The organism is Chromohalobacter sarecensis (assembly GCF_023061135.1).
GTDB classification, from domain to species: Bacteria; Pseudomonadota; Gammaproteobacteria; order Pseudomonadales; family Halomonadaceae; genus Chromohalobacter; species Chromohalobacter sarecensis.
The window spans coordinates 1-19,065 of record NZ_JAKGAN010000012.1 but is presented as its reverse complement, the minus strand read 5'-3'; the positions used below and the strand labels follow the sequence as shown (position 1 = coordinate 19,065).

The window sequence follows — 19,065 nt, the reverse complement described above, 5'->3', positions numbered from 1 at the left end:
TCATGCCGTTGAGTGAATCTCCCCAAACGCCTGCCGCCCGCCTAGCCGCACTGCGCGATGCCATGCGTGAACAGGGCGTCGACGCCTGGTGGCTGCCGTCGTCCGATCCGCATAGCTCCGAATACCTGCCGCATCATTGGCAGGGGCGCGTCTGGTTGTCGGGCTTCGATGGCTCGGTGGGCACGCTGGTGGTTACCCAACAGGCGGCTGGGCTGTGGGTAGACAGCCGCTACTGGGTACAGGCCGAGCAGCAACTGGCGGGTAGCGGCATCGAGTTGATGAAGCTCCAGCCCGGCCAGGCGCAGCGGCCCATGCAGTGGCTCGCCGAGCAATTGTCGCCGGGCGCCACGTTGGGCTTCGACGGCGCCGTGGTGTCGACGGCCAGCGTGCGTCAACTGGAGGCCCATCTGGCGCCGAAGGAGATCCGCTGGGAAGGCCATCGGGATCTGCTCGATGCCATCTGGCCGGAGCGCCCCGCGTTGCCCGAGGCGCCGGTGCACGCCCACCCGAGCGCTTACGTGGATGCCTCGCGGCGCGACAAGCTGGCGACATTGCGCCAGGCAATGGAGGCCCAGGGCGCCGATACGCACCTGGTGTCGACTCTCGACGATATCGCCTGGCTGACCAACCTGCGCGGCTCGGACGTCGCCTTCAATCCGGTGTTTTTGTCGCATCTGCTCGTCGAGGCGACGCGGGCCACCTTGTTCGTCGCCCCGGGCAAACTGGATGACGCCGTGATCGGCGAACTCGCCGACGATGGTATTGATGTCGCCGATTACGCCCAGGTGGCGGAGCGTCTCGGCGGTCTTCCCGCCGCTGCGTGCCTGCTGCTCGATCCGGCACGGGTGAGCCTGGCGCTGATGCAGGCCGTGCCGGAGAGCGTGAGCGTCGTCGAGGCCTTTCAACCGAGCACGCTCGCCAAGAGCCGCAAGAGCGACCGCGACATTGAGCACGTACGCCACGCCATGGAGGAAGACGGCGCCGCGCTGTGTGCGTTCTTTGCCTGGTTGGAAGACGCATTGGCCAGCGACGCGACGGTGACCGAGCTGCACGTCGATGAGCGGATCACCGCCGCGCGCGCTGAGCGCGATGGTTTCGTCTCGCGGAGTTTCGCGACCATCGCCGCCTTCAATGCCAACGGCGCGCTGCCGCATTATCACGCCACCCCGGCGGCACATTCGGTGATCGAGGGCGATGGTTTGTTGCTGATCGACTCGGGGGGCCAATACCTGGGCGGGACCACCGACATCACCCGGGTGGTGCCGGTGGGCGAGATCGACGCGGCGCAGCGGCGCGATTTCACCCAGGTGCTCAAGGGCACCATCGCGCTATCGCGTGCCCAGTTCCCGCGCGGCATTCCATCGCCGCAACTCGACGCCATCGCTCGTGCACCGCTGTGGTCCGCGGGGATCGACTACGGCCATGGTACTGGGCACGGCGTGGGCTATTTCCTGAATGTTCACGAGGGGCCGCAGGTGATCGCCTGGTACGCGCCGCCGACGCCGCAGTCCGCCATGCAACCCGGCATGATCACCTCGATTGAACCGGGCGTCTATCGGCCGGGGCAGTGGGGCGTGCGCATCGAGAACCTGGTGGTCAATCGTTCGGCCCAGCCCAGTGAATTCGGCGAGTTCCTGCACTTCGAAACGCTGACGTTGTGTCCCATCGATACCCGCGCCATCGACATTTCTCTGCTCGATGATGCGGAAATCGCCTGGCTCAACGCTTACCATGACGAGGTCCGTCAACGCCTGATGCCCAAGGTCGAGGGCGAAGCCCGCGACTGGCTCGAGCAGCGTACGCAGCCCATCGCCCGCTAAATGCGCGTCGCACGTTGAGAAATGCCGAGTCCATGGACTCGGCATTTCGCTGGCAGTAACCATCTGCGGTCGATGTTAGAGAATGGATGACGCCCACCGCCATGAGCCATCCGGGCCACCAAGGAGACCCGCATGCCGATCAGTCAGGAACGTATCACGCCCTTTCAGCTCGTCGTGCTGGTGCTGTCCTTCTATGTGATTGGCGCCTTGTTGGCGGATCTTTTCCTGACTCTGCCTGAGGAAGTCTCGCGCCTTCTGACGTACATGGACTGGGTGGTGTGCGGGTTCTTCTTCGTTGACTTCTGCCTGCGCTTTCGTGCCGCTCCTAACAAGTGGCGCTACATGCGCTGGGGGTGGCTCGACCTTTTGGCCTGCATTCCGCCGGGGCCGTTCCAGGGCGCGCGCTTATTTCGCGTCGTGCAGATGCTGCGAGTGATCCGTGCGCTCAAATCCATGGAGATGATCTGGCGGGTGCTGTTTCGTAATCGCGCCGAGGGCGTGTTTGCCTCGGCGGCGACCGCCACACTGCTGTTGGTGGCTTTTGGCGCCATCACCATGCTGCTGGTCGAATCGCCCGACCCGGAAAGCCCCATCAACACGGCGGAAGAAGCGCTGTGGTGGGCCTTCGTGACCGTGACCACCGTGGGCTATGGCGACTATTATCCGATTACCACCTTGGGCCGGGTCGTGGCGGTGTTGTTGATGGTCGGTGGCGTGGGGTTATTCGGGAGTTTCGCCGCGTACATCGGCTCGCTGGTGGTGTCCGATGACAGCGAGCAGGAGTCGCGGCAACACAAGGCGGATCGCGAGATGATGCGCCATCTCTCGCGGCAGATCGATAGCCTGAACGCCGAGGTTACGTCTCTGAGAGCGCTGCTTGAAGCTCGGGAATCGGAGGAGGCCACGCGTCGGACGCCAGAGACGCGCGACAAGGAGTGAAGCAACGCGGATTGAAAAGCGCTATCGCTATCATGCTAACAATTTATTGGTGGCATGAGACGCGTAGGAATAAAGTAAGCGTCATCTGGTGCTCACCAGATGTTTTATCCCTGCATTGTTTCACGATGCACCCCTAGTAGTACTCTGCCTTGACCTGCGCCGCCCCCTGGCGCAGGTTTTTTTAGGTTCTTCGCACTTTGCCGGGAAATGCGGCACAGATCATCGCGAACAAGTTCGCTCCCACAACCTCTTGTCGGTTAGCACGTCATTGTGGGAGGGAATTTATTCCCGATAACGGTAAGCAAAGCCTCTTTTTTATGCCGTCGGCAGCGTCTTATACCGTTCTTTTGACATCATCATGCGTTTGACGCAGCGCCTTGGCTTCCCAGCGGGTGACGACATGCAAACGCCCATGCGGCGTGCACCGCATGGGCGTGATTGGCGTGCGCCAGCGTTTTGACAGCGGCGCTTACAACGCAGCGATCTTGTCGCGTTGCTCGCTGAGGTGCTGACGGCTGGCCTGGGCGTCGGCGAGCTTGCCACGTTCCTTCTCGACGACCTCGGCGGGGGCCTTGCTGATAAAGCCTTCGTTACCGAGCTTCTTCTCGATACCGCCGATGAACTTGTCCTGCTTGTCGATTTCCTTGGCCAGACGGGCAAGTTCGGCATCCTTGTCGATCAGCCCCGCCATGGGCACCAGCACTTCCATGTCGCCGACCAGTTGGGTGGCGGCGAGCGGGGCCTGGTCGGGGTCGTCGAGCCAGGTGATGCTGTCGAGCTTGGCCAGCTTGGAGAGGAACAGCCGATAGGCTTCCAGACGCTCGCGGTCGGCCTCGCCGCCCTTGGTGAGCAGTGCTTCCAGTGGCTTGCCGGGGGCGATATTCATCTCGGCGCGGATATTGCGCACGGCGATGATCACGCCCTTGAGCCACTCGATGTCGCGCGTGGCGTTCTCGTCGATGCGGCTCTGGTCGGCCTGCGGCCAGGGTTGAGCCATGATCGAGTCATCGCCGCCGGCATGCGTGCCGGCCAGGGGCGCGACGCGCTGCCAGATCTCTTCGCTGATGAACGGCATCATGGGGTGCGCGAGGCGCAGGACGGTTTCCAGCACCCGCACCAGCGTGCGCCGGGTGCCGCGCTTGGCGGCGGCAGTGGCGTTGTCGTCCCACAGCACCGGCTTGGAGAGTTCCAGGTACCAGTCGCAGTATTCGTTCCAGACGAAGTCATAAAGCGCTTGCGAGGCGTGGTCGAAGCGGAATTCCTCCATCGCCCGGGTGACCTGGGCCTCGGTCTGCTGCAGGCGCGAGACGATCCAGCGGTCGGCTAGTGAGAGCTCGATCGGCTCGTCGCCCTGCCCTTCGAGAGAGAGGCCGACATCTTCGCCTTCGGCATTCATCAGCACATAGCGCGAGGCGTTCCACAGCTTGTTGCAGAAGTTGCGATAGCCGTCCAGGCGGCCCATGTCGAACTTGATGTCACGTCCGGTGGTGGCCTGCGAGAGGAAGGTGAAACGCAGCGCATCGGTGCCGTGAGGCTCGATGCCCTCGGGGAATTCGTCACGCGTGGCCTTGGCGATGGCCTTGGCCTTCTGCGGTTGCATCATGTTGCCGGTGCGCTTGTCGATCAGCGCGTCCAGGTCGATGCCATCGATCAGGTCGATGGGGTCGAGCACGTTGCCCTTCGACTTGGACATCTTCTGGCCTTGGCCGTCGCGCACCAGGCCGTGCACGTAGACCTTCTTGAAGGGCACCTCGTCGGTGAACTTCAGCGTCATCATGATCATCCGCGCGACCCAGAAGAAGATGATGTCGAAGCCGGTGACCAGCACGCTCGAGGGATGGAAGGTCTCAAGCTCCGGCGTCTGTTCCGGCCAGCCCAGGGTGCCGAAGGTCCACAGGCCCGAGCTGAACCAGGTATCGAGAACGTCTTCGTCCTGGGTAAGGGCCACGTCGGCGGTGAGGCCGTACTTGTCGCGGGCTTCCTCGGCGCTACGTGCCACATAAACGTTGCCCTCGGCATCGTACCAGGCCGGAATGCGGTGTCCCCACCACAGCTGGCGCGAGATGCACCAATCCTGCAGGTCGCGCATCCAGGCGAAGTACATGTTCTCGTAGTTCTTGGGCACGAACTCGATGTCGCCGTTCTCGACGGCGGCGATGGCAGGCTTGGCCAACTGCTCGACGGCGACGAACCATTGATCGGTCAACAGCGGCTCGATGACGTCGCCGGAGCGGTCACCATAGGGCAGGGTGTTGTTGACGGTTTCGATCTGCGCCAGGAGCCCTGCAGCCTGCATATCGTCGACGATGGCCTGACGTGCCGCGAAGCGGTCGAGCCCGACGTAAGCGGACGGCAAGGCGGTGTCGATCTCGGCGAGCGCACGGCCCTGAATGTCGAAGGCCTCGGCGCGCGGCAGGATACTGGCGTCCGGGGTGAAGACGTTGATCAGCGGGAGATCCTGACGTCGGCCGACTTCGTAGTCGTTGAAGTCGTGCGCGGGGGTGATCTTCACGCAGCCCGAGCCTTTTTCCATGTCGGCGTGCTCGTCGGCGACGATGGGGATGCGGCGCCCGACCAGCGGCAGTTCGACGAACTTGCCGATCAGCGAGGCATAGCGCGGGTCCTCGGGATTGACGGCCACGCCGGTGTCACCGAGCAGCGTCTCGGGACGCGTGGTAGCGACGACGAGATGGTCCTGGCCGGCCTCGGTGGTCACGCCATCGGCCAGCGGATAGCGGAAATGCCAGAACTGGCCCTGCTGATCCTTGTTCTCGACTTCCAGGTCGGAGATCGCGGTGTGCAGCGTGGGATCCCAGTTGACCAGGCGCTTGCCGCGATAGATCAGCCCCTCGTCGAAGAGCCGTACGAAGACTTCCTGCACCGCCTTGTAGAAGCCGTCGTCCATGGTGAAGCGCTCGCGCGACCAGTCGACGCTGGCGCCCATGCGGCGCAGCTGCCGGGTGATATGGTCGCCGGATTCCTGCTTCCATTCCCAGATCTTGTCGGTGAAGGCGTCACGCCCCAGCTCGTGGCGGCTCTTGCCGTCTTCCGCCGCGACCTTGCGTTCCACCAGCATCTGCGTGGCGATGCCGGCGTGGTCGGTGCCTACCTGCCACAGCGTGTTGTATTGCTGCATGCGCCGCCAGCGGATCAGGGTATCCATGATGGTGTCCTGAAAGGCGTGGCCCATGTGCAGGCTACCGGTCACGTTGGGCGGCGGAATCATGATCGAGTAGGGCTCGCCCTGACCGGCGGGGGCGAAACGGTTGGCGTCTTCCCAGCGCTGATACCAGCGGGTTTCGATCTGATCGGGTTGGTAGGTCTTGTCCATGGGCGTCGGTCGGCTCTTGAAATACGGTCAGCACGGCGCAGCGCATGGCCGTGGCGAAAAATACCGACAAGTATAACCCCGCAAGCGGGGTGACGTCATGGCGGCGCTCAGCCTGCGGCGTTGCGTGAGGTGTTGGTCAGGTCGTTGGCTTTAACGGGGTAGCCGCGCTTCTTGTAGGTCTGCCAGCAGGCGCGCTTGGCGGTCAGCACGTCCTGATGCTGATTGATGATCTCGGCGACGCGCTCGAAACGCGAGAACCACTCGGGGATCTCGGGATGCAGGTTGAGCATCGCCTCGACGCCGGGCGCCGGCGGCGTTTCCCAGCCCAACGTGACGGGCGGTAGGGGCTCGACCTCGTCGGCCAGTACCGCATGGGGCAGATAGCTTTCGGGCTTGAAGGTCCACAGCCGCTCGTCGAGCTCGCGCGCCATGGCTTCATCCTCGGTATGAATATGCAGCCGATAGCCCTTGCGGTGGATGGTCTCCGCCAGCCGGCACGCGAAGTCCAAGCGCGCCTCCAGCGTGGTATCGGGCAAGATGTAGAAATCGACCTGGGTCATGAATATCCCCTTCGGGGAGCTATAAGCTGGAAGAGCGGCGCTGCGCGCCTGGAAGCTGGAAGAAAGACCATCCCGGCTACGAGCTACGAGCTACGAGCTACGAGCTACGAGCTACGAAAGGTAGAGTACCTGATTCTTTGGCTTACAGCCCAACACCCGAGCGATTGAGCGAGCTAGCCTCAGGCAAGGCGAATCCAGCTAAGCGAGCGCAGTTGAGGGTTCTTCAATGAGCATCGCGAAGCTGGATGCAACGCCGCCTGGGCGACGCGCAGCCAATCGATGGAGGGCTAAATGCCGCCGTCGATGTCGATCAATGCCCCGGTGGTGAAGCCGGCTTCAGCCAGCCATAGCACGCCGTTGGCGATTTCCTCGGGTTCGCCGATGCGGCCCATGGGGATCACCGAGCCGGCGATATCGGGTTTTTTGGGGTTACCGCCACTGGCATGAATGGTGGTGCGGATGACGCCGGGGCGCACGGTGTTGACCCGGATGCCTTCACCGGCGACTTCCTTGGCGAGGCCTTCGGTCATGGTGTCGATGGCGCCTTTGGAAGCGGCGTAGTCGACGTATTCGCTGGCGCCACCCAGATGCGAGGCGGCCGAGCCGACATTGACGATGGCACCGCCTTGTCCGCCGTGCTGGGTGGACATGCGTTTGATGGCTTCACGGGCGCAGATGAAGGGGGCGGTCACGTTGATGCGCATCATGCGATCGACGCGCTCGAAGCTCATCTCATCGACGCGACTGATCTGGTCGACGATGCCGGCGTTGTTGACCAGCACGTCGAGGCGTCCCAGTTCGCGATCGACGGTCTCGAACATGGCGATGATTGCCGCTTCGTTGGCGACATCGGCCTGGATGGCGATGGCGCGTCCGCCCGCAGCTTCGATGTCACTCACGACACTCTCGGCCGAGGCCTTGTCGCTGCGATAATTGACCGCAACGGCGTAGCCCTTTTGCGCGGCAAGTTTGGCAGTAGCGGCACCGATACCACGTCCGGCACCGGTGATCAGCATCACTTTCGACATGGGGCCTCCTGATAAGGGTCAAGGGTAAGGAAATGACACGGCGCGGGTCATGCCACCGTGTCGTTCGACGGGCGTTAGGCCAGACGCGTCAGCCAGTTGCGCGTGTCTTCGCTGCGGCCGTATTGCAGGTCGAGCAGTTCCTTGCGCAGGCGTTTGCCGACTTCGCCGCCGCTATCCGCTTTGAGACGAATGCTTTCGTCTTCGCTGCGCAGCTCGCCGACCGGGGTGATGACGGCGGCGGTGCCGCAGGCGAAGACTTCGGTGATCTCGCCGGAGGCGGCGCCGTCACGCCATTCGTCGATGCTGATGTGGCGTTCCTCGGGTGTCAGGCCCTGGTCCCGGGCGAGTTCCAGGATGGAGTCGCGGGTGACGCCTTCGAGGATGGTGCCGGTCAACTTGGGCGTGACGATACGTCCGTCCTTGTAGACGAAGAACAGGTTCATGCCGCCGAGTTCCTCAATCCACTTGTTCTCGGCGGCGTCGAGGAAGGCGACCTGGGCGCAATCGTGCGCTTCGGCTTCCTTCTGGGCTGCCAGCGAGGCGGCGTAGTTGCCGCCGCACTTGGCGAAGCCCGTACCGCCGGACGCAGCCCGCTTGTAATGCGAGGAAAGCCAGATGGAGACCGGATTGACGCCGCCCTTGAAGTACGCCGCCGCCGGCGAGGCTATGACGTAGTAATCGACCTCTTTGGAAGGCCGTACGCCGAGGAAGGTCTCGCTGGCGATCATGAACGGGCGCAGGTAGAGGCTCGATTCCTCGGCTTCACTGGCCGGCGTCGGCACCCAGACATTGTCCTGGGAAAGCAGTGCCTTGAGTGAGCCGATGAAGTCCTCGTCGGAGAGCTCGGGCAGTGCCAAGCGCCGCGCGGAGGCGCGGAAACGTTCGGCGTTTTTCTCGGGGCGGAAGGTCCATACCGAGCCGTCGGCATGGCGGTAGGCCTTGATGCCCTCGAAGATTTCCTGAGCGTAATGCAATACCGCTGCGGCCGGGTCCAGCGTCAACGGCCCGTAGGGGCGGACCTCGCGCCCATGCCAGCCGACATCGCTCGTCCAGCGGATATGAGCCATGTGATCGCTGAAATGACGACCGAAACCGGGGTTCTCGAGAATAGTCTCGCGCAGGGCGGCATCCTTGGGATGCGCGTTAGGCCGTATGTCGAAGCCTGAAGAGGTCACTGGAGTTCTCCGTCGAATCTGGCGCTCGGTTGGATGCCGAGAATGGCACAGGCGCGTCGGACGAGGAAAGGCCGGCGCGCCTGATACTTACGTTAGCATGCAAATTGTTTGCTGCGAAGGGTCACTCGACGCTGGGACGCGTCTCGTTGGCCTCGGTTTCGCGGTCGAGCAAGTATTGGGTCAGAAGCCCCACGGGGCGGCCGCTGGCGCCTTTCTTGTCGCCCGAGGCCCAGGCGGTGCCGGCGATATCCAGGTGCGCCCAAGGGTAGGCATCGGCGAAACGCGACAAGAAGCAGGCTGCCGTGATGGTACCGGCCGGGCGCCCACCAATGTGGGCCAAGTCGGCGAAGTTGGAATCGAGCTGGCTCTGGTACTCGTCCCACAATGGCAGGTGCCAAGCGCGGTCCCAGGCAGTTTCGCCCGCATCGAGAACGTCGAGCGCCAGATCGTCGTCGTTGGCCATTAGCCCCGAGGCATGATGGCCCAGGGCGATAACCGCGGCGCCGGTCAGCGTGGCGATATCCACGACGCTGGCGGGCTTGAAGCGCTCGACGTAGCTTAGCGCGTCGCACAGCGCCATACGTCCCTCAGCGTCGGTGTTGAGAATCTCGACGTTGAGCCCCTTGAGGGTCTTGACGATGTCGCCGGGCTTGATGGCGCGGCCATCGGGCATGTTCTCGGCGCTTGCCACCACGCCGATGATATTGATCTTGGGCTTGAGCGCGAGCACCGTTTGCATGGTGCCGAAGACGCTGGCGGCGCCGCACATGTCGAACTTCATCTCGTCCATGCCGGCCCCTCCTTTGAGCGAGATGCCGCCGGAATCGAAGGTGATACCCTTGCCGACGATGACGTGCGGGGCTTCGTCCGGGTCCTCGGCGCCGCGATACTGCATGACGATCAGGCGCGATGGTTCTGCGCTGCCCTGACCGACAGAGAGCAGGGCGTTGGCGCCCAGCGCTTGCAAGGCATCCTCGTCGAGGATCTCGACGCTCAGGGCGCCATCGGCATTCGCTGCCAGTGTTTGTGCCTGCTCGGCGAGGTAGCGCGGCGTGCAGACATTGCCCGGCAAGTTGCCCAGAGTACGCGTCAGCGCGACCCCTTCGCCGACGGCGGCACCGATGCGCGCTCCCAGTTCGGCTTGGGGCGTCTCGTCCTGGTCGCTGACCAGCAGCGTCAGGCTCTTGAGGCGCGGTGCGGGGGCCGGCTGCGACTTGAAGTCGTCGAAGCGATAGCAGGCGCGATGCGCGGCTTCCAGTGTTACGCGCGCCTTCCAAGCGGTGTCGCGCTCGCCGACCGGCACGTCGGTGAAAGCGGCGGCGACGTCATCGAGAGGCAATTTGACGATGGTCGCGAAGGCGGCGTCGAGGGCCTTGATGAGCTGGCCTTCGCCACACTTGGCGCGCTCGCCGAGGCCGACGAGCAGCAGGCGTTCGGCACCGAGTCCTGGTGCGAAGGGAATCAATTGCACACTGCCAAGGCTGGGGTCGAAGTCGCCCCGGTCGAGAAGCTGGCCGATCAGGCGTTCACTGGCGTCGTCGAGCTTGTCCGCCGCCGGCAGCAGGTCTCCATCCTGGAAGACGGGCACGATCAGGCATGCCGTTTCGACCTTGGCCGGGTTGACGTTGATTACGGGGGATTCCATGAAGTCTCCACACGACTTAGCTGACATGACTTGTCTCGTGGCGAGACAAGTGTCCGGGTATTCTGGATAATGCCGACAAGGATGCCGGCGCTGAACATACTCCAGTGTACGCAAAGCCGGAACGCAATGCATGGGGAGGGTGGTCGAAGGCTGCATTGGGCCCCACTAGGGGCGTCGTGGACCAGGGAACCGACCCGGGAGAAAACGCTTGATCGTATTCCGTTATCTGACGCGCGAGATCCTCGCCACCATGGCTGCCGTGGCCGGCGTGCTATTGCTGGTGATCATGGGCAGTCGCTTCATTCGCTATTTCGGCGATGCGGCGCAGGGGGATATTCCCGCCAATATCCTCGGCACCCTGATGCTGTTCCACCTGCCCGGGTTCATGGAGCTGGTGCTGCCGCTGTCGTTCTTTCTCGGCATTCTACTGGCGTTCGGGCAGCTTTATCTCAATAGCGAGATCACCGTGCTGGTGGCCTGTGGCATCAGCCCCAACCGGCTGTTGCGCGTCACGCTGTGGCCGGCGCTGCTGGTGGCGATACTGGTGGCGGTGTGCAGCTTGTGGCTGACCCCGAGCGGCGCCCGCCATAACGAGATGGTGCTCGAGGAACAGAAAAGCCGGCTCGATTTCTCGGTGCTGCAACCGGGGCGTTTCCAGGAGTTCGGCAGTGGGCGCACCGCCTATACCGAGAGCCTCAATGACGACCGCTCGCGCATGCAAAACGTCTTCATCAGCGAGCGTCAGGCACGTAACGATGGCACCCCGGAGACGGTGGTCACGCGGGCCGAGGGCGGCTATCAGACGGTTGACGAGGACACTGGCAGCCGCTTTCTGGTGCTCACCGATGGCGAGCGGTACAGCGTCGAACCGGGCAATCGCGTCGCCGAGCGGCTGGAGTTCGATACCTATGCGGTGCGCCTCTCTCGGGCCAGCGAGCGGGTCGATCTCGATTCCGCCGAGCTGACTTCGACCCCACAGCTCATCGAGCGCGGCGATGACGAGGCCTGGGCCAATCTGCAATGGCGGCTTTCCATGCCGTTGATGGTGCCGATCCTCACTCTACTGGCGCTGCCGCTGTCGCGGGTCAATCCGCGTCAAGGACGTTTCGCCAAGCTGATGCCGGCGATCTTCCTGCACATCAGTTACTTGAGTTTATTGCTAGCGGCGCAGGATGCCATCTCGCGTGGCTCGTTGGCGCCGTCCATCGGCATGTGGCCGATCCACCTGGGATATCTACTGCTGGGGATCTGGATGACACGCCGTGATCAGCGCCGCGGGGGCCGCACATGATTTTCGACCGTTTCGATCGCTACATCGCGCGCAATGTGCTGGCGGCCATGCTGGTCGTGCAGGTGATGATCCTGGGGCTGGACCTGGTCATCTCGTATATCAACGATCTCGGTGACGTCGAGGGTAACTACGGCGCTCTGGACGTCTTTGTGTACCTGTTGATGCGGCTGCCGTGGCGGTTTTATCAATATGCGCCGGTGGGCGTGCTGATCGGCGCGCTGATCGGTCTAGGCAGCATGGCATCGAGCAACGAATTGACGGTGATGCGCGCCTCCGGGCGTTCGCTGGCGCGCATTCTGTGGGGCGCCATGAAGCCCTTGGGCTTGGTGATCATCCTGACCATGGCGATCAGTGAGTGGGTTAGCCCGGTAACCGAGCAACATGCCGAGGCCTGGCGGCTCGAGCAACTCGAAGGCGAAGGGGCGATTCTCTCCGAGCGCGGCGGCTGGCAGCGCGAAGGCGATGACTTCTACCGCTTCGGCACCATTCGCGCGGATGACGTGGTCATCGATATCACGCGTTATCACTTCGACGGTACGCGGCTGGAGAGTGCCGAGCATGCCGACCGGGCGGTCTGGGAAGACGGTAGCTGGCAATGGCAGAACATCGAGGAAACACGCTTCGAGGACGGGCGTACCGTTACCGATACCACCGACAAGCGTACCTGGGACACTGCGTTCACCCCTGCACAGCTCAATCGCTTGTTGCGTCCGTTGGATAGCCAATCGCCCAGCGACTTGTGGCGTTATGCCAGTTACCTGGGTAACCAGGGGCTCGAGGCCACGCAGCCGTTGCTGTACTTCTGGCAGAAAATGTTGCTGCCCTTCACCCTGGCGGGCCTGATGCTGGTGGCCGCATCGTTCGTGTTCGGTCCATTGCGCACCGTGGCCGCCGGCACGCGCGTGTTCTACGGCATCATCGTCGGTGTCTCGTTCAAGTACCTGCAGGACCTGTTGGCGCCGGCATCGATGCTGTTCGGCTTCTCGCCGGTGTTCGCGGTGCTGGTGCCCACCGTGGCCTGCTACGTGCTGGGCATCGTGCTGCTCAGGCGCACCGGCTGACGGAAACGACACGCAGGCCACAACGCTACGCCCCCGGCGCCATGACTTTGGCACCGGGGGCGTTGTCGTTCAGTGGTGCAATGCAGAAGGGGGTTCAGGCGATAAGAAGACGGCGGTAGTCGCCGGGTGTGAGGCCATAGGCTGCCTTGAAGCGCCGGGTGAAGTGGCTGAGGCTGCGATAGCCCAGCGAGTAGCAGATCTCGGTAATCGGCGCGTCGGCTTCGCGAAGCCACTGGCGAGCGCGTGCCAGGCGCAGGCGTTGCTGATACTCGCCGGGCGTACAGCCGACCTCGCGCTGGAATAGCCGATACAGGCGTGCCTTGCTCATACAGGCCTCGCGTGCCAATTGCGCGCCGTCCAGAGGCTGCTCGGGGTGGCGTTCCAGCCAGGCCAGCGCGGCCGCAAGCCCGTGACGCGGCGGCGTCTGGCGGGCGTCGGCGAGCAGCATTTCACGCGACTGGGTACGCAGCAGGCGCACGATCAGTTCGTCGATGCCCAGCCCGATCAGCGCATCGCGGTCGGGGTGGTTTTCGCGGAAGAGCCCCATCAAGCGTTCGATCAGCGCTTGGGTGGTTGGGCTATGCGGCACATGCAGGGCATGCGGATGATAGTGCCACTCGCCGAGCTCCCGTTCGCGTGGCTGGGCCTGGTTGAGGCGCTCGCTGAGGGCGTGAATGCGCGCGGGATCGAGATCGATGGTCAGGCAGGTAGTGGGTGCGTCGGGGCGCGCATCGGGGAAGTCGATGCGCACTTCCTGGTGCGGCGCCAGCACGAAGCTCTCGCCCGGCAAGAAGGTTTCTGGCGCGTCGGTGGCGCCATGCATCACCTTGCGCCCTTGCAGCATGCCGCAGTAGAGCACCCGCTCGGCGCTCAAGGCGACATCCTGCGCGGGCCACCAGGTATCGTAGATCGACAGCTCCGCATGCGGGCCCGCGTAACAGATGCGATTCTCGATCAAGCGCCGTGTGCGGGGCGTCTCCGCCAATTGCTCGAGCGTACGGGTGTTGTCCGCACGAGGGGCCCGGGCGCGCGAATCGGGAGGCGTGACGGCATGCATGGCGAACTCCTGAACGGTACCGACGGTGTGGGCGTGGATGTCGCCCGTTACCTCTCAGTGTAGGCAAATTCGCTATCTGAGACTGGCAGACAAACGTCGGAGACTGGCAGGCAAACTGACGCCTGGCTGACACGCCATGCTGAGGACGATGCGTACTCATTTTCCAAGGGGCAGGGTCGCACACCAGACGGCTCGCCCCGGCGCATTCGCCCAAGGAGACACGCCATGATTTACACACGTCCCGGCAACCCGGGTGCCGTCGTCGACTTCAAGTCGCGTTACGAGAATTTCATCGGCGGCGAGTGGGTGGCGCCCGCCGAGGGTCGCTATCTGGACAACATCACCCCGATCACCGGTGAGGTCTTCTGTCAGGTACCGCGTTCATCGGCGGCGGATATCGACCGTGCGGTGAAGGCGGCACAGAAAGCCGCCCCGGCCTGGGGCAAGATGCCGCCCGCCGAGCGCGCCAAGGTGCTGCTCCAGATCGCCGACCGCGTCGAGCAGAACATCGACAAGCTTGCCGTGGCCGAAACCTGGGACAACGGCAAGCCGATCCGCGAAACCAGCGGCGCCGATATCCCGCTGGTGGCGGACCACTTCCGCTATTTCGCCGGTTGCCTGCGTGCCCAGGAAGGCACCATCAGCGAAGTCGATGAGAACACCGTCGCTTATCACTACCACGAGCCCTACGGCGTGGTGGGCCAGATCATCCCCTGGAACTTCCCCATCCTCATGGCGACCTGGAAGCTGGCGCCCGCGCTCGCCGCCGGCAACTGCTCGGTGCTCAAGCCGGCCGAGCAGACCCCGGCCTCGATCAATATCTTCCTCGAACTCATCGCCGATCTGTTGCCGCCGGGTGTAATCAACGTGGTGCACGGCCTCGGTGAAGAAGCCGGCGAGGCGCTGACCACGCATGAAGGTGTCGCCAAGATCGCCTTCACCGGCTCCACCCCGGTGGGCAGCAAAATTATGGCTAATGCCGCCAAACGCATCGTACCGGCCACGCTGGAACTCGGCGGCAAGTCGCCTAACGTGTATTTCGAAGACGTGCTATCGCATGGCGAGGCCTTCGCCGAGAAATGCATCGAAGGCTTGTTGATGACCTTCTTCAACCAGGGCGAAGTGTGTACCTGCCCGTCTCGCGCGCTGGTGCACGAGTCGATCTACGACGAGTTCATGGCTCGCGCCATCGAACGCGCCAAGACCATTCGCCAGGGCAACCCGCTGGATACCGAGACACAGATCGGTGCCCAGGTCTCCAAGGAGCAGTTCGACAAGATCCTCTCGTACATGGATATCGGCCGCGAGGAAGGCGCCGAATGCCTGCTGGGCGGCGCCAAGGCCAGTCTCGAGGGCGAACTGGCGGGTGGCTTCTACGTGCAGCCCACCATTCTCAAGGGCCGCAACGACATGCGCGTCTTCCAGGAGGAGATCTTCGGCCCCACGCTCGCCATCACCACCTTCCGCGACGAAGAAGAAGCGCTGGCCATCGCTAACGATACCGAATTCGGGCTGGGCGCCGGGGTCTGGACCCGCGACATGAACCGCGCCTACCGCATGGGTCGAGGCATCCAAGCCGGGCGCGTGTGGACCAACTGCTACCACCAATACCCCGCGCACGCGGCATTCGGGGGTTACAAGAAATCAGGCATCGGCCGTGAGACCCACAAGCTGATGCTCGATCACTATCAGCAGGTGAAATGCGTACTGGTGTCCTACAGCGACGACCCCATGGGGCTTTATTGAGAGGGCCTGTAGTCAGTAACCGCCATCCACGAAACTGAGTCGCGTCCGACTCAACCCTTGCCGCTTCCTCGGGAAGCGGCATTTTTGTAGGCGCCAGCTAAGCCTGATCTGAAAAGCGCCTACACCTTACTAACGATCAGTGCGGCATTCACCCCGCCGAAGCCGAAGCCATTGCACAGTACATGCTGGCTGCGGTGTTCGCGTGCCTCGCCGGAGACGAAGTCTAGATCGCTTAGATCCTCATCGGCGTTTTCTAGATTCAGGGTCGGGGGGAGTTGGCCGTGAATGGCCGCCATGGCGGAGAAGATGCTTTCCACCCCGCCGGCGGCGCCGAGCAGGTGGCCGGTGGTCGCTTTGGTGGCGGAGATCGGGATGCCGGCGAGGGCGTCACCGAACGCATTGCGCAAGGAGGCGATCTCGGCCCGATCGCCGACCGGCGTCGAGGTCGCGTGGGCGTTGATGTGATCGATGGCGTCGGGCGCGAGCCCCGCCATCCGCAGCGCGAACCGAATGGCGGCTGCGGCACCGGCGCCGTCTTCCGGCCCGGCTGTGATGTGGTGGGCATCCGCGCTGGTGCCATAACCGCTGAGGTAGGCCAGCGGCGTTGCCCCGCGCGCCTCGGCGTGGTCCAGGGTTTCGATCACCAACAGCCCCGCGCCTTCACCCATGACAAAGCCGTTGCGGGCCTGATCGAAGGGACGCGATGCCTTGGCGGGGTCGTCTTGCTCGGTGGAGAGCGCCTTCATGGCATGGAAGCTGGCCAGCGAGAGCGGGTCGATACAGGCTTCGGCGCCGCCGACTAGGGCTACCTCGGCTTCGCCGCTGCGGATCATGCGCATGCCATCGCCAATCGCCTGCACGCCTGCCGCGCAGGCCGTGACCGGGCAGCCCAACGGCCCGCGCAAGCCATAGCGAATCGACACATTGCCCGCCGCCAGGTTGGCCAAAAAGGCCGGCACGGTGAAAGGCGAAAGCCGACGATGCCCGCGCGTCGTCAGGGTATTCTGCGCCTGGGTGATGGTGGGGAAGCCGCCAATGCCGGAGCCTACGATGGTGGCGGTGGCCAGCCGGTCCTCATCGCTTGCTGGGAACCAGTTAGCCTGGGTCAGCGCCTCATCGGCGGCGGCCATGGCATAAAGGCTGAACAGCTCCATCTTGCGGCGTTCCTTGGCATCGACCACACGGTCAGGGTCGAAGCCTGCTTCCGGGTCGCTCTCCATGCCGGGTACCGCGCCCGCGACCTTGATCGGCAGCTCGCCGGTATCGAAACGCGAGATCGAAGAAATGCCGGAGCGACCGGCCAGCAGGCGCTCCCAGTTGGCGTTCACGCCGCAACCGAGAGGGCTGACCATGCCCATGCCGGTGATGACGAGCGGTGATGACATGATAGTGTCCTGAACGAAATTGTATTCGTGCCACGCTAGCACCGAGCTTGATATGATCAAGATAATATTCAGCGTGTATTCAGCCCCTATTCTGAGCAGCAACGTGAGGTCGCCATGTCCGACTCGACGAATCGCAAAGCCAAATCGCGCGAGCGCATTCTCAAATCGGCCGTTGAACTGTTCAGCCGCCAAGGCTTCGAGAAGGTCTCCATCGGCCAGATCATGAAACTGGCCAAGATGACCCACGGCGCCTTCTATGCTCACTTCGCTTCCAAGGAAGCGCTCTACCACGCCTCGGTGCGCGAAACCCTGGAAAGTAGCCGCGCGGCCAGGCTGGTCAAGGGGCCGCTTTCGATGAAGCACCTCACGGAACTGGTCTCCAACTGCTGGAACCTTCAGGAGCTGGAACGCAAGCACAAGCCGGGGCCGGAAACGGTGCTGTTCAACGAGATCGGCAACGAGAACGCCGAGATCCGCACGCTCTTCGAAGCCTCGTACCTGCGCATGAAAAAGATGCTGGAAACTCGGCTCATCGCCCTCAGCCGCCTCAAGAAACTCCCCCTCGAACCCGACCGCGACGTCATCGCCGACAAATCCCGCGTCATCCTAGCCTCGCTGGTCGGCGCCGTCGCCATCGCCAAGAGCCTACCCGGCGAGCAGGAACGCCAGCACATCCTCGAAGCCGCCCAACGCAACATCCTGCAAATGCTCGGCGTCGACGAAAGCGAACTGGAAAACATGCTGGGTGAAGCCAGGCAGTAGCCCCTGCGTGATCCAATTTCCCCTCATGCTTTCGTGGGCATTGCTCTCCCTGTAACGGCTAGTTACGGTACAGCAAAGGCTACTTAAGAAGACTGATGACCAAGCACCACGCAGAGACTATCGCATGGATGACAGCCGCTCATCGCCGCATGCACAGGTAGGGGCGGTAGCGTGGCTGAAGCCCAGTCCAGTCCTCAGCCCAGCGGGCTACGTACGCCGGGAAAGCCTTTGCCCAGCACATGTGTATAGATCTGGGTGGTTTCCACGCTCTTGTGCCCCAACAGCTCCTGAACGGTACGAATATCTGTGCCCTGAGTCAGTAGCTGGGTGGCGAAGCTGTGTCGCAACGTGTGACAAGAACCGGGGCGCGGCAACGATGCCGCTTTCATTGCCTGCTTGACGGCCTTCTGTACCGCCGATGGATGGATATGATGAAGCATCACCTTGCCTGTCTCATCAAAACAGGGGCGGCTGGCCGGGAATAGCCACTGCCAAGCCAAGGAGATTCCGGCATTGGGATATTTGCGATCCAGCGCATGGGGAAGCGTCACGGGAACACTGCCATGATGCAGGCGGTGGTCAAGTTGCTGGCTGGCAATGGAGATTTGATGCTGCAAAGAAGGGATGCAGGTTGAAGGGAGCAGGGTGGTTCTGTCCTTGTCCCCTTTACCAGCCCTCACCGTGATGATTTTACGTTCGAAATCGATATCACGGACGCGTAAACGGCAGGTTTCGAGGACCCGCAATCCTGCGCCATACATCAAAGTTGCCATCAGATGCATAGGGCCGGATAGCTGATTCAGCACGCACATCACTTGTTCGTGACTCAGCACTACCGGCAACCGGCGCGGTTGCTTTGCATGCGAAAACTCCCCGATATCCCCCAAGGGCTGCTCAAGCACATGGCGGTAAAGAAAAACAAGAGCATTCAGGGCCTGATTCTGCGTGGCCGCAGCCACATGGCGCTGTACCGCAAGGTGCTCCAAAAAAGTTTTCACTTCGGGGCCACCCATGCTGGTGGGATGACGCAAGCCATTGAAGCGAATGAAATAACGTATCCAGTAGCAGTAAGTCTTTACGGTGCGCGGGCTGTAGCGTTTCACCCTCATGATGGCTTTCACGCGATCCATCAGCTTTGGCGGTTGGCTGTAAGCATTCATGGGCAAGCCTAGATTAGTGTATATACATACAGTATTATCAGATTCAGCAAAACGCGCAAGCACGCGCATCCTGCATAACGCGCCGAATTATTCTTAGTTCTATTC

Annotated in this window: 14 protein-coding genes; 6 read left to right on the top strand and 8 right to left on the bottom strand. The window is 62.8% G+C overall.

The window, feature by feature from the left end:
* Window positions 1–2: 2 nt before the first annotated feature.
* Both L1071_RS15065 and L1071_RS15060 read left to right on the top strand, forming a co-directional pair.
* A complete protein-coding gene (locus tag L1071_RS15065) occupies window positions 3–1,820 on the top strand; it encodes an aminopeptidase P family protein (RefSeq protein WP_246976544.1) in 1,818 nt (605 codons plus the stop codon).
* Between the two features lie 132 nt (window positions 1,821–1,952).
* Window positions 1,953–2,759, top strand: a complete 807-nt coding sequence (locus tag L1071_RS15060; protein ID WP_281504646.1) for an ion transporter — start codon at window positions 1,953–1,955, stop codon at window positions 2,757–2,759.
* 469 nt (window positions 2,760–3,228) lie between these two features.
* Here the strand turns inward: L1071_RS15060 and L1071_RS15055 are convergent, their stop codons facing one another.
* The 5 genes from L1071_RS15055 to L1071_RS15035 form a co-directional block, all read right to left on the bottom strand.
* On the bottom strand, window positions 3,229–6,090 hold the full coding sequence (locus L1071_RS15055; protein ID WP_246976542.1) for a valine--tRNA ligase: 2,862 nt from the start codon (window positions 6,088–6,090) through the stop codon (window positions 3,229–3,231).
* Window positions 6,091–6,197: 107 nt separating this feature from the next.
* A complete protein-coding gene (locus L1071_RS15050; protein WP_246976539.1) occupies window positions 6,198–6,650 on the bottom strand; it encodes a DNA polymerase III subunit chi in 453 nt (150 codons plus the stop codon).
* Between the two features lie 287 nt (window positions 6,651–6,937).
* Window positions 6,938–7,678, bottom strand: a complete 741-nt coding sequence (locus L1071_RS15045) for an SDR family oxidoreductase (protein WP_246976537.1) — start codon at window positions 7,676–7,678, stop codon at window positions 6,938–6,940.
* Between the two features lie 74 nt (window positions 7,679–7,752).
* Window positions 7,753–8,853, bottom strand: coding sequence for a branched-chain amino acid aminotransferase (locus L1071_RS15040; RefSeq protein ID WP_246976534.1), 1,101 nt, complete (start codon window positions 8,851–8,853; stop codon window positions 7,753–7,755).
* A gap of 121 nt (window positions 8,854–8,974) precedes the next feature.
* The gene (locus L1071_RS15035) at window positions 8,975–10,498 is read right to left on the bottom strand and encodes a leucyl aminopeptidase (RefSeq protein WP_246976531.1); all 1,524 of its coding nucleotides are present in this window, start codon (window positions 10,496–10,498) and stop codon (window positions 8,975–8,977) included.
* A 208-nt stretch (window positions 10,499–10,706) separates the two neighbouring features.
* Between L1071_RS15035 and lptF the strand changes: the two genes are divergently transcribed.
* Window positions 10,707–11,789: an LPS export ABC transporter permease LptF gene (gene lptF, locus L1071_RS15030; protein ID WP_246976528.1), complete on the top strand. Its 1,083-nt coding sequence runs from the start codon at window positions 10,707–10,709 to the stop codon at window positions 11,787–11,789.
* A complete protein-coding gene (gene lptG, locus L1071_RS15025; RefSeq protein WP_246976525.1) occupies window positions 11,786–12,850 on the top strand; it encodes an LPS export ABC transporter permease LptG in 1,065 nt (354 codons plus the stop codon). The genes lptF and lptG overlap by 4 nt, the downstream gene beginning before the upstream one ends.
* A gap of 94 nt (window positions 12,851–12,944) precedes the next feature.
* On the opposite strand, the gene L1071_RS15020 is transcribed toward lptG, so the two are convergent.
* Window positions 12,945–13,907: an AraC family transcriptional regulator gene (locus L1071_RS15020; protein ID WP_246976522.1), complete on the bottom strand. Its 963-nt coding sequence runs from the start codon at window positions 13,905–13,907 to the stop codon at window positions 12,945–12,947.
* Window positions 13,908–14,132: 225 nt separating this feature from the next.
* On the opposite strand from L1071_RS15020, the gene exaC reads away from it, so the two are divergent.
* Window positions 14,133–15,653, top strand: a complete 1,521-nt coding sequence (gene exaC, locus L1071_RS15015; protein ID WP_246898963.1) for an acetaldehyde dehydrogenase ExaC — start codon at window positions 14,133–14,135, stop codon at window positions 15,651–15,653.
* 119 nt (window positions 15,654–15,772) lie between these two features.
* Here exaC and fabF read toward each other — a convergent pair whose 3' ends face one another.
* Complete coding sequence (gene fabF / locus L1071_RS15010) at window positions 15,773–17,038, bottom strand: beta-ketoacyl-ACP synthase II (RefSeq protein WP_246976519.1); 1,266 nt, start codon at window positions 17,036–17,038, stop codon at window positions 15,773–15,775.
* A gap of 114 nt (window positions 17,039–17,152) precedes the next feature.
* Between fabF and L1071_RS15005 the strand changes: the two genes are divergently transcribed.
* Entirely contained in the window at window positions 17,153–17,800 is a 648-nt protein-coding gene (locus tag L1071_RS15005; RefSeq protein WP_246976516.1) for a TetR/AcrR family transcriptional regulator, read from the top strand.
* A 194-nt stretch (window positions 17,801–17,994) separates the two neighbouring features.
* Here L1071_RS15005 and L1071_RS15000 read toward each other — a convergent pair whose 3' ends face one another.
* Complete coding sequence (locus tag L1071_RS15000; RefSeq protein WP_246976513.1) at window positions 17,995–18,960, bottom strand: integron integrase; 966 nt, start codon at window positions 18,958–18,960, stop codon at window positions 17,995–17,997.
* Between the last annotated feature and the right edge of the window lie 105 nt (window positions 18,961–19,065).

Excerpts from the sequence above, each read along its gene's own strand:
- L1071_RS15065 (WP_246976544.1), top strand. The coding sequence starts at position 3 with ATGCCGTTGAGTGAATCTCCCCAAACGCCTGCCGCCCGCCTAGCCGCA.
- L1071_RS15060 (WP_281504646.1), top strand. The coding sequence starts at position 1,953 with ATGCCGATCAGTCAGGAACGTATCACGCCCTTTCAGCTCGTCGTGCTG.
- L1071_RS15055 (WP_246976542.1), bottom strand. The coding sequence starts at position 6,090 with ATGGACAAGACCTACCAACCCGATCAGATCGAAACCCGCTGGTATCAG.
- L1071_RS15050 (WP_246976539.1), bottom strand. The coding sequence starts at position 6,650 with ATGACCCAGGTCGATTTCTACATCTTGCCCGATACCACGCTGGAGGCG.
- L1071_RS15045 (WP_246976537.1), bottom strand. The coding sequence starts at position 7,678 with ATGTCGAAAGTGATGCTGATCACCGGTGCCGGACGTGGTATCGGTGCC.
- L1071_RS15035 (WP_246976531.1), bottom strand. The coding sequence starts at position 10,498 with ATGGAATCCCCCGTAATCAACGTCAACCCGGCCAAGGTCGAAACGGCA.
- lptG (WP_246976525.1), top strand. The coding sequence starts at position 11,786 with ATGATTTTCGACCGTTTCGATCGCTACATCGCGCGCAATGTGCTGGCG.
- L1071_RS15020 (WP_246976522.1), bottom strand. The coding sequence starts at position 13,907 with ATGCATGCCGTCACGCCTCCCGATTCGCGCGCCCGGGCCCCTCGTGCG.
- exaC (WP_246898963.1), top strand. The coding sequence starts at position 14,133 with ATGATTTACACACGTCCCGGCAACCCGGGTGCCGTCGTCGACTTCAAG.
- fabF (WP_246976519.1), bottom strand. The coding sequence starts at position 17,038 with ATGTCATCACCGCTCGTCATCACCGGCATGGGCATGGTCAGCCCTCTC.
- L1071_RS15005 (WP_246976516.1), top strand. The coding sequence starts at position 17,153 with ATGTCCGACTCGACGAATCGCAAAGCCAAATCGCGCGAGCGCATTCTC.
- L1071_RS15000 (WP_246976513.1), bottom strand. The coding sequence starts at position 18,960 with ATGAATGCTTACAGCCAACCGCCAAAGCTGATGGATCGCGTGAAAGCC.